Annotated in this window: 10 protein-coding genes; 7 read left to right on the top strand and 3 right to left on the bottom strand. The window is 49.6% G+C overall.

The genetic code is table 11. The features are described from left to right. The first annotated feature begins 48 nt into the window (after window positions 1-48). The 6 genes from KNO65_RS09880 to desA all read left to right on the top strand — a co-directional run bounded on the left by KNO65_RS09880 (window position 49) and on the right by desA (window position 6,127). On the top strand, window positions 49-1,068 hold the full coding sequence (locus KNO65_RS09880; protein ID WP_214783804.1) for an ion channel: 1,020 nt from the start codon (window positions 49-51) through the stop codon (window positions 1,066-1,068). An 11-nt stretch (window positions 1,069-1,079) separates the two neighbouring features. Continuing rightward, window positions 1,080-2,207: a YfbR-like 5'-deoxynucleotidase gene (locus KNO65_RS09875; RefSeq protein ID WP_214783801.1), complete on the top strand. Its 1,128-nt coding sequence runs from the start codon at window positions 1,080-1,082 to the stop codon at window positions 2,205-2,207. Window positions 2,208-2,336: 129 nt separating this feature from the next. Then, window positions 2,337-2,669, top strand: coding sequence for a PadR family transcriptional regulator (locus KNO65_RS09870; protein WP_214783798.1), 333 nt, complete (start codon window positions 2,337-2,339; stop codon window positions 2,667-2,669). After that, complete coding sequence (locus KNO65_RS09865) at window positions 2,666-3,193, top strand: DUF2812 domain-containing protein (RefSeq protein ID WP_012727453.1); 528 nt, start codon at window positions 2,666-2,668, stop codon at window positions 3,191-3,193. Before KNO65_RS09870 ends, KNO65_RS09865 begins: the two co-directional genes overlap by 4 nt. A gap of 175 nt (window positions 3,194-3,368) precedes the next feature. Beyond that, window positions 3,369-4,910, top strand: a complete 1,542-nt coding sequence (gene amyS / locus KNO65_RS09860; protein WP_483297370.1) for an alpha-amylase — start codon at window positions 3,369-3,371, stop codon at window positions 4,908-4,910. Between the two features lie 203 nt (window positions 4,911-5,113). After that, on the top strand, window positions 5,114-6,127 hold the full coding sequence (desA, locus tag KNO65_RS09855) for a Delta(5) desaturase DesA (RefSeq protein WP_012727451.1): 1,014 nt from the start codon (window positions 5,114-5,116) through the stop codon (window positions 6,125-6,127). A 35-nt stretch (window positions 6,128-6,162) separates the two neighbouring features. Here the strand turns inward: desA and KNO65_RS09850 are convergent, their stop codons facing one another. Continuing rightward, the gene (locus tag KNO65_RS09850; RefSeq protein ID WP_214783792.1) at window positions 6,163-6,993 is read right to left on the bottom strand and encodes a lipoate--protein ligase family protein; all 831 of its coding nucleotides are present in this window, start codon (window positions 6,991-6,993) and stop codon (window positions 6,163-6,165) included. Window positions 6,994-7,010: 17 nt separating this feature from the next. Then, a complete protein-coding gene (gene lipA, locus KNO65_RS09845; RefSeq protein WP_324292278.1) occupies window positions 7,011-7,946 on the bottom strand; it encodes a lipoyl synthase in 936 nt (311 codons plus the stop codon). A gap of 288 nt (window positions 7,947-8,234) precedes the next feature. On the opposite strand from lipA, the gene KNO65_RS09840 reads away from it, so the two are divergent. Then, complete coding sequence (locus tag KNO65_RS09840; protein WP_214783789.1) at window positions 8,235-10,184, top strand: glycoside hydrolase family 3 protein; 1,950 nt, start codon at window positions 8,235-8,237, stop codon at window positions 10,182-10,184. A gap of 41 nt (window positions 10,185-10,225) precedes the next feature. Here the strand turns inward: KNO65_RS09840 and KNO65_RS09835 are convergent, their stop codons facing one another. After that, the gene (locus KNO65_RS09835; protein WP_214783786.1) at window positions 10,226-11,071 is read right to left on the bottom strand and encodes a DegV family protein; all 846 of its coding nucleotides are present in this window, start codon (window positions 11,069-11,071) and stop codon (window positions 10,226-10,228) included. Window positions 11,072-11,073: the final 2 nt, after the last annotated feature.

Below are 11,073 nucleotides of genomic sequence, written 5' to 3'. Positions count from 1 at the left end.
TCTTTTTGTAGATACGTTTAGTATATAAGAGAGAAGGAGGGGGAAACAGTGCATATCTTATTTCGTTTGTGGAAAGGATTAGCGAAATTATCATTTTTAAATGTCGTCTTGGCGTCGATTGGCATCATCGTCCTAGGAACCGTGCTCGGTTATTGGTTAGAACCTGAGACATTCGGGTCATTATTTGATTCGTTCTGGTGGACGATGACGACGCTGACGACCGTCGGATATGGGGACTTTTATCCGTCCTCCGTGGCAGGACGATGGCTCGGGATATTCTTGTTCCTATTCGGGATTGGGATTATCGGGGCGTTGATTGGAAAATTGGTTGAAATCGGTGCGACGTTTCAACGGCTAAAACGGGAGGGAAGACTAGTGTATCGTGGAGAAGAACATTATGTGTATATCGGGTGGTCCCCGAAGACGAAGAAGGCAATCGATGAAGTACTTAACTACGAACCGAAAGCAGAGATTGTCTTGATTGATCAGTTAGTTGAGGAGCCGTACGTGCACGATCAAGTACACTTCGTATCAGGGGATGCTTCGGATGAAGCGGTATTGCTGCAGGCAAACGTCTTGAAGGCGCGACGCGTCGCGATTTTCGCGGATGCCCGTATCACGGAGACGTTACTCGCCGATGGGAAGTCTTTATTAATCGCCTCAGCGGTCGAGGCACTGTCTTCTGAACATCAGGTGGATTTGCACACGGTCGTTGAAGTGTGCGAAGAGCGGAATATCTCGAAATTCAAACACGTCCGCGTCGACGATTTTATTTTGGCGAACGACTCAGTCTCCCTCTTGATGGCGAAAGCGACGTTACAGCCAGGGACGACGGCGATTTTCCGTCAATTGTTAAGCAAACAGTCGGGTGGGAACATTCAAGCGTTGAAACCAAAAGTCGAGTGGCAAAATGTACGACAAGCAAATACCGCGTTACTTGAATCCGGGGTGACACTCATCGCGGTCAATGACCGATTGGATGTAGCAACGATGCTCGACTTGCCGTTACAAGATACAGACATGCTCTATGTCGTCTGTCATGACGATGTATTTGAACGATTATCGTAAGGAGTGAAACCATGCATAACGGAACGTTTATCCGAAAGATGACACGCATGCAAAACGTGCAACGATGGGACGAATATGCCCCTCATTATCATGATAATGCAGCGAGTCACAGCTTTCGTGTCGCTGTCTTCAGCTTGATCGCGGCTTATGTGGAGAAAGAGAACGGACGTAAAGTCGACTTGCTCGATTTGCTAGGGAAAGCCATTTTCCACGATATGAATGAAGTACAGACAGGCCCGATCATGCACCGGACGAAAAAAGAACCGACCTTGATCGGTCACATCGAACGTATGGAGCGAACAGCAAGCCTCGGTCTTGTCGAACTGCTGTCCCAATCGTTACGTCCTCACTTTCATCGTTTCGTTGTGGAAGCGGAAGATGACTCGTTCGAAGGGCGAATCGTGGACGGAATCGATTCATTCGATGCGATGTTGTTCGTGCGACGCGAAGTCGCGCACGGCTCTCCACACTTTGATGACAAGCTAGAAGAGATGAAAGCCGCACTCCGACATCACCCAATCGATTCGGTCCGTTGGCTGTTCGACCAGGTCGAGGCAGAGACAGACGTCTTGCGCTTCATCGAGAACGTCATGCGGATGGATAGTGTTCGTCGCTGGAAGGGTCGCTTCAACACGATTGACGACAACGATGCGATTCACGGTTTCCGGGCGGCTGCGCTCGGCATGTTCAGTGGACTCCTAGAGCGTGAGAAGTACGACGTCGATGTTGATGTCGCCGAGCTTGTCGCTCGTCTTCTCTGTCACGACTTAGTCGAAGGGGTGACCGGAGACGTACTCGGTCCGGTCAAACATTCGACGCAAGAGACAGGGGCTGCGTTCGAGGCATACGAGCGGGCAGAGAGTGAACGTCTTCTCGGATTGTTGCCGCAATATATGCAACCAGCGTTCCGTCGATATATGGCCGACTCGAAAGATGACACGTATGAGGGAATGCTCGTCGACATGATGGACAAGCTCGATGCGCTCATCAAGATGAACATGGAGCGGAAGATGAACGGGGCCGAGTATGAGGTCACGTATCGCGAGCAGCTCCGTAAAGTCCAGATGCGATATGAGAATCCAAGCATGATTTTCTTCCTGGCGTATATCTTGCATGATTTAGACTATGTCACTAGTTAAAACCGTTTATTTTGAAGTCGCATACCTAAAAGGGTGCGGCTTTTTTTATATCATTTATTGACATATATCATTTAACGATATATATTGAGTATAAGAAATATATCATTCAATGATATAGGAGGTGGAAAGATGCCGCGAACGGACTCATTGGAGTTAGGGGAACTGACGGATAGTATGTTTTATATCCTGTTGGCGCTCACGACGCCGCGTCATGGCTATTTAGTCATGCAATTTGTCGAAGAGACCACGCGAGGGCGAATGCAAATTGGTCCGGCTTCGATGTATACGATTATCAAAAAGTTGTTGAACGCCGAACTGATTGAACCGATGGATGGGGACGGAAAGAAAAAGAACTATCGAATCACGAATAAAGGCCGCTCGATTTTAACGGATGATGTGAAGAGACGACAGGCGATGGTCGAAGATGCCTGTGCCATTTTGGATATGGAGGGATTGCGATGAGACAAAAGTATATGTCGAGCTGGGGATTGGCGTTTGCCGAAGAGCGTGAGATGCGAAAACTAGAACGAATGGCGGCGAAGGGTTGGCATTTGAAGAAGTTTGCTCCGTTAGGTTACACGCTCGTTGAAGGGGAGCCGGAAGACGTTCAGTATAGTTTGGACTATCGTACTCGTCCGGACGAAGACTACTTTGACCTGTTTGCGTCGAGCGGGTGGCAACATGTCACATCGACCGGGGATGAGATTCATATTTTCAAAGGAAATCGAGATGCCAAGCCGATTTACTCGGATGTCGAAACAACAGAGGAGAAATATCATGACATGGAGCGTCAGATGGGAAGGGCTGCGCTCATCCTAGGTATTTTATGGATCGCCCTCTTTTCGTTGTTTCAGTTTGATTGGCCAATCGTCGTCGAGACGATATTGATTGGGGTTCAACTACTCGTGACGATTGGTCTCGTGTTTACGGGACTTCCGTACATCGGCTACCGTTTCAAACGAAAACGAATTAGTCGGGAAGGATGACTAGGCGGATGGCACAAGCCATCCGTCTTTGTTTCGTTCGACTGAACTATTCGAACGGAAAATAGTTAGGGAGTGAGAACTGTTTTTGGACATCGGTCTATGCAACAAAATCAAAATCCTTCACAATAATTAATGCAAGCGCTTTCATTAATTATTTTAGGAGGAATGAAGGATGTTGAAGAAACGACAAGGGATTGCCGTCCTGGCCGGAGTGACATCGATTGCACTGCTTTCAGGGCAACCGGTCGCACAGGCAGCGACCCCACAGAACGGTACGATGATGCAATATTTTGAATGGTACGTTCCAAACGATGGGCAACACTGGAACCGACTCTCGAATGATTCGCAGCATTTGAAAGACATCGGGATCTCCACGGTTTGGATTCCGCCGGCGTATAAAGGGACGTCTCAAAATGATGTTGGATACGGGGCGTATGATTTGTATGATTTAGGAGAGTTCAATCAAAAAGGGACGACTCGGACGAAGTATGGAACGAAAGCGCAGCTACAGTCGGCGATCTCGAACTTACGTGGAAAAGGAATCGGTGTGTACGGGGATGTGGTCATGAACCATAAGGGCGGAGCGGATTATACCGAGTCCGTTCAAGCGGTCGAGGTCAATCCTTCTAACCGAAATCAAGAGACGTCTGGGGAATATGCCATTTCTGCCTGGACGGGATTCAACTTTGCGGGCCGCAACAATACATACTCGCCGTTCAAGTGGCGTTGGTATCACTTTGACGGGACTGACTGGGATCAGTCACGGAGTTTGAGCCGTATCTACAAATTCAAGAGCACGGGTAAAGCATGGGACAGTGAAGTGTCCGGGGAGAACGGAAATTATGACTACTTGATGTACGCCGATGTCGATTTTGAGCATCCGGAAGTACGTCAGGAGATGAAAAACTGGGGGAAATGGTACGCGGATTCGCTCGGATTGGACGGCTTCCGACTGGATGCGGTGAAGCATATCAATCATTCATACTTAAAGGAATGGGTGACGAGTGTCCGTCAGGCAACCGGGAAAGAGATGTTCACTGTTGCGGAGTATTGGAAGAATGACTTAGGGGCCATCAATGATTACTTGGCCAAGACGGGCTACACTCATTCCGTATTCGATGTACCACTCCATTACAACTTCCAAGCGGCAGGGAACGGCGGCGGTTACTATGACATGCGGAACATCCTAAAAGGCACGGTCGTCGAGCAGCATCCTACACTCGCTGTCACCATTGTCGACAACCATGACTCACAACCAGGGCAGTCACTGGAATCAACGGTCGCGAATTGGTTCAAACCGCTCGCCTATGCGACCATCATGACACGCGGTCAAGGATATCCAGCACTCTTCTACGGAGATTATTATGGAACGAAAGGGACGACGAACCGTGAAATCCCGAATATGTCAGCGTCGCTTCAGCCGATTTTGAAAGCGCGTAAAGATTTCGCCTACGGTACACAACATGACTACATCAATCACCAAGACGTCATCGGGTGGACTCGTGAAGGGGTGACGGACCGTACGAAGTCAGGTCTTGCGACGATTTTGTCGGACGGACCAGGCGGGTCGAAATGGATGTATGTCGGAAAACAGAATGCAGGAGAAGTGTGGAAGGATATGACCGATAATAACGGGCGTTTCGTGACGATCAATGCGGACGGTTGGGGCGAGTTCTTCGTCAATGGCGGCTCGGTTTCCATCTATACGCAACAATGAACTCAGGTAGACTTGTCTCTAGCAACAAGAGACAAGTCTTTTTTCTGAATTTTCACCACATAAGTTTTATACGTGATATAATGACCTAGTGTTAATTCTTGATAGGGAATGCTTCCGATCCATGAATTCACATTGAACAACGTTGGTTGTTGGTTTTATCTATATTTTTGCGTTGTGACGCTGTTGAATTCAAGGAGGTTGTTATGAGTAAAGAAAAGATTGCCCAATTAAGAAAGCACGTCTCGCCGTTTGAAAAGTCCGATATTCGGATCAGTGTACGGCAGATGATCAATACGATTTTACCGTTTCTCGTATCGTGGTTTTTAGCGTATCAACTACTGAGTGTCTCGATTTTCCTGACATTACCGTTCACGCTGATTGCAGCAGGATTTGTCGTGCGGATGTTCATCATCTTCCATGACTGTACGCACGGTTCATTCTTTAAAAATAAGAAGGCGAACGCCATTGTCGGAACCATCACAGGGGTCTTGACGTTATTCCCATACGAGAAGTGGAAGCGGGAGCATGCGATTCATCATGCATCGAGTGGAAATTTGGATAAACGGGGTGTCGGAGACATCTGGGTCATGACGATTGAGGAGTATATCGAAGCGTCAAAATGGACTCGTCTAAAGTATCGCCTGTATCGTCATCCGCTCGTCATGTTCGGTCTCGGACCGCTCTGGCTCATTCTCGTCACGAGTCGTTTCAATCGAAAGGACGCCCGGAAAAAAGAGAGACACAACACGTATCTCATCAATATCTCTCTCGTCGTCCTATATAGCGCGCTCATCTATCTGATTGGTTGGCAAGCGTTCTTGATCGTTCAAGGCACGACGATGTTCATCGCCGGTGTGCTTGGAATCTGGTTGTTCTATGTCCAGCATACGTTTGAAGATTCATACTTCGAAGATGAGCAGGAGTGGGATTATGTGAAGGCGGCCATTGAAGGAAGTTCGTATTATGAGTTGCCGAAAGTGCTTCAATGGGTGACGGGGAATATCGGATTCCACCACGTGCACCATTTGAGTCCACGCGTGCCGAACTATCATCTAGAGAAAGCACATACGTCGACACCGCCGTTACAACGGGCAACGACAATCGGACTGTTTTCAAGTTTGAAATCGTTACGTTACAAATTGTATGATGCGAACAACAAAACATTCGTCACGTTCCGAGAAGTGCGCCATCTCTTGCGCCGAACGAACGCGGCATAAAAAAAGATTGTCCCTGGTCAAAAGGGACAATCTTTTTAGCGTTTCCAGACCCATTCATCACTCTCATACTTCTTGACGAGCAAATCGATTTCGGCTCGCTGTTCTTTCGTGAAGACAAGCGGTTCGAACGTTAACGAGAACGCGTCCTTGAAGCCGGTCTCGAATGCGGCCGCTACTTCGTCAAAGGAGACGAAACGCTTTAGCGTGTCGTTCAAGGCGACGGCTTTTTCGCTGAAGCGGGTTTTTGCTTCTTGTTTCTCCGTCTCATCCATCGCGAAACAGTCGAACAACACCTCATCGTCGACAGAGAGGGGAATCGAACCGTGTTGAAGCACGGCCCCTTGATGGCGCACTTGTGCACTACCCGCAATCTTCTTCCCGTCGACAGCAAGCTCATAGTACGATGCGGCGTCGAAGCAGACGGCCGATTTTGGTTTGCGGAGCGCTTCGCGATCCTCTTCCGTCAATGGCACCGAAAATTCGGCGGGGACGCCGAGTTCGTGATATCCGCGACGAACGCCTTCCGTGAGTAGGCGATAGCTCTCGATAATATTCGTCGGGAGGGCAGGGGTCGATTCGGGCAAGATGACGCTATACGTCAACTCATCCGCATGCAACACGGCACGTCCCCCGGTCAAGCGACGAACGACCGGAATATTGTTCGCTTCGAGGGCGTCCCGGTCCAAGTCACGCGTCGCTCGCTGGAAACGTCCGACGCTGATTGCATGAGGTGCCCATGAATAAAAACGAAGCGTCGGTTTGAGCTCTCCCTTCGCGACCCAATTGGCGATGGCTTCATCAATCGCCATATTTTCGGCCGGGGAAGTCGATTCAGTTCTAAGTAAATGCCACGTCGTACCAGTCATAATCTCTCTTCTTTCTGTTAGTCGATTGGCAACATCGTGTGGCGACGCGCCTTGTGTACTTGCTCATCCGCGTGGTATGACGAACGGACGAGTGGACCAGCCTCACAATGTGAGAATCCTTTTGATAGAGCGATCTCTTTCAACTCGGCGAATTCGTCTGGATGGTAGTAACGTTCCACCTCGAGGTGTTTCTTCGTCGGCTGCAAGTATTGACCGAGCGTTAAGATGTCGACGTTGTGCGCCCGGAGGTCATCCATCGCTTCAATCAATTCCTCTTTCGTCTCCCCAAGCCCAACCATGATCGATGACTTCGTCGGGATATCCGGGTTCAATTCTTTCGAACGCTTCAAGAACTCGAGTGTGCGGTCATATGTTGCTTTCGCACGAACTCTCGGTGTGAGGCGACGGACTGTCTCTAAGTTATGGTTCATGATGTCAGGACCCGCATCAATCAACGTCTGCAAGGCAGAGAAATCACCCATCATGTCTGACGGGAGCACCTCGATCGATGTCTCCGGGTTCATGGCGCGAACCGCACGAACCGTTTCTGCGAAGACGGTAGCCCCGTAATCGTTCAAATCGTCACGTGCGACAGCCGTGATGACGACGTGTTTCAAGTTCATGAGTCGAACCGATTCGGCGACACGTTTTGGCTCTTCCCAATCGAGCTCGTTCGGTTTTCCGGTCGTGACGGCACAAAAACGGCAAGCACGTGTACAGATGCTCCCGAGAATCATGAAGGTCGCAGTCCGACGTACCGCCCAACATTCATGGATGTTCGGACATTTTGCTTCCTCACATACCGTATGTAAATTTTTCTCGCGCATCATTTTCTTTAGGCCGGTATACGTGTCGTTCGTGTTTAATTTAATCTTTAACCATTCCGGCTTACGCTTCAGTTCCCCTCTTGCCACAATAATTTCCCCCTTTTTGAAAGTTAACCTGTATCGAATTGAGTTTACCAAAAAACGAATCAAAAACGAACCACGGAAATTATTGGTTTTGCCAATACAGTTCACTGTGTATCAAAACAGAAACATTGTTTCAAAATGGTTACGCTTTCACTTGGACAATTGTTTCTAAAAAGTGGAGTTGCTATACTGTTGTTGACCACCTGAATAAGGACCAAATGTAACTGATACGATCAGGCATGGGGTGAACGAGCGTTGATGAGGCAACGCTTCTTCCTCCATGCCTTTTCGTTTGGGGGTCAGCCAAATTTGACTAAGGGGAGTGGGAACATGAACAAGGCACTGAATTGGACGGCAACACTCGGATTGACGACGGCATTGCTCGTCTCGTCGGTTCCAGCAGCAGACGCGGTCGTGGCGGAAGGGACGCCGACGATGTCGATTGACCAACGCGTCAACACGAAGCTAGAGTCGATGACGCTCGAACAAAAAATCGGGCAGATGATCATGCCGGACTTCCGATTATGGAACGGGGCGAACCATACATCTCTTGCACCGGAAGTGGCGCGTGTCATCGATCGTTTCGATCTCGGTGGAGTGATATTGTTTGCGGAGAACGTGAAGGAAACGGAACAGACGACGAAACTCGTTCATGATTTGCAAGAAGTCGTGAAACAAGATGCCAGCAATGATATCCCGTTATTTGTCACGATCGACCAAGAGGGTGGAATTGTGACACGCCTTGGGACGGGCACAAATTTACCGGGGAACATGGCACTCGGGGCCACACGTAACCGTCAATATGCCTATGATGCAGGGGAAATCATCGGTTCTGAATTGAACGCACTCGGGGTAAACGTGAACTTTGGACCGGTACTTGACGTCAACAACAATCCGGGGAATCCGGTCATCGGCGTCCGTTCGTTTTCGAGCGATCCTGAACTAGTCGGTGAACTTGGTTCCGCGATGACACAAGGGATTCAAGACCAAGGTGTTGCCGCAACGGCGAAACATTTCCCAGGTCATGGGGATACGGCCGTCGACTCGCACTACGGGTTACCGATTGTCGATAAATCACTCGACGAGTTACGCGGACTTGAGTTGTTACCGTTCAAACGCGCCATTACGGAAGGGATTGACATGATCATGACGGCGCATATCGGGATGCCACAAATCGAGGACGAGGTCGTCGAATCGGAACGCGGCACGTTCCCGCTCCCGGCGACGCTTTCGGACGATGTCATCACGGGAGTGCTTCGTGAAGAACTCGGATATGAAGGAATCGTGGTGACCGACGCACTCAACATGCAAGCCATCGCAGACAACTTTACGGAAGCAGAGGCGGTCATCAAAACGTTTGAAGCAGGGGTAGACATCGCACTCATGCCAACGATTTTACGCTCAGAGGCGGATGTGATCAAACTCGAGGCAATCTTTGAGGAAGTCATTGCGGCAGTGAAGGATGGACGTTTATCGGAGGCGACCATCGATGAATCAGTAGAACGTATTTTAAAACTGAAAGCAGAGCGTGGAATTTGGGGAGAAACGATGGACTCCACGACGCTCGAGACAAAGCTCGCAGGAGCGAACGCAGTCGTAGGTAGTGCGGAGCATAAAGCGAAGGAACGTGAAATCGCGGAAGCGGCTGTCACGCTCGTGAAGAACGAGAAGAAGACACTCCCATTTAAACCGAAAAAAGGGGACACAGTGCTCGTCTTGTCACCAGCGAAAGATCAGACGGACAGCATGGTGAAGACGATTAAGTCACTCGAGAAGAACGCGGGGAATATGAAAGACGTGAACGTCATCACGGCCAATTATTCAGCATCGACCCCACATCTAGAACAAAATCCGGCACTACGGCAACAAGTCGAGGCGGCTGACTACATCATCGTCGGTTCGAACGTGAACAACAGCGCCAAACTGAAGCCGACATCAGCTGATCATTACGTGCCGGCGGAGGTGTTCCGTTACGCAAACGAGACAGGGAAGAAGTCAGTCTTACTTAGCTTGCGCAACCCTTACGACATTGCCGTTCAACCGGATGCCCCGGCACAGCTCTTGATCTATGGATTCAAAGGCGACCCGAACGGACCGGACTCGGAAGCGGGCAATTTGAAATCGGCCGGACCGAACTTACCGGCGGGTATTCGTGCCATCTTCGGTGAAGTGAAGCCGCAAGGGAAACTGCCGGTAGATGTACCGAAGTTTGCAGACGGTGTGTTCCAAGACGAAAATTACGCGCAGTTCGGTGATGGATTTAAGAACTGGAATCGCTAAATGAAAATGAGCTCGCCCGAAAATCGGGAGAGCTCATTTTTTCATGCTTCGAAATAGGCGATGACGAGTAGACCTGGACCGGTGTGGGCACCGATGGCAGACCCGACCAGTGTCTTCGTGATGTGCTTCGGTTCGAGATGTTCGTGGACCATCTTCTCGAACTGTTCCGCTTTTTCTAGGTCGTCACCGTGACCGATGAAGAGGTCCCCGTTCTCGACGAGTGACTTCGATTCGACTGTCCATTCGACCATCCGGCGCATGACTTTTTTGTGACCGCGTACCTTTTCAATCGGGATGAGCTTGCCGTCCTCGACCGTCAATAACGGTAAAATCGTCAACAAGTCTCCGATGAAAGCACTCGCCTTCGAGACACGTCCGCCTCGCATCAAATATTCGAGCGATTCGACCGTGAACAAGTGGCGGACTTTGCCGACGAGTGAAGCGGCATATTCGACCGTTTCTTCATACGTATGATCTTGGCTATACGCTGCGACCGTTTTGACGAACAATGCCTGTCCGACAGAGGCGGTCCGTGTATCGAGAACCGTGAACGTACTGTCCGGATATTCCTCTTTCAACATTTCGCCGACCATAACAGCGGTTTGGTATGTACCGGAGAGTTCTCCGGAGAAAGCGAGGTATAAGAACGGGATTTCAGCCTCGAGATGCTGACGGAAACAGTGTTCGATTCGTGACGCCTCGATTTGGAACGTCTTTGGCGTCTTACCCTGACGCATCGCATCGTATACTTCTTTCGGTTGAATCGTTTCGCCGTCTAAAAATTCTTCGTTGTCGATGATGACACCGAGCGGTAAAATCTCAAGACCGTATTCGATGATTTGATCGTGTGTCAAATCGGCTCCGGTGTCTGTGATCAGTTTAAACATTG

The organism is Exiguobacterium sp. S3 (genome assembly GCF_018617295.1).
Lineage (GTDB): Bacteria > Bacillota > Bacilli > Exiguobacteriales > Exiguobacteriaceae > Exiguobacterium > Exiguobacterium profundum.
This window is presented reverse-complemented; position numbering and strand designations above follow the sequence as displayed.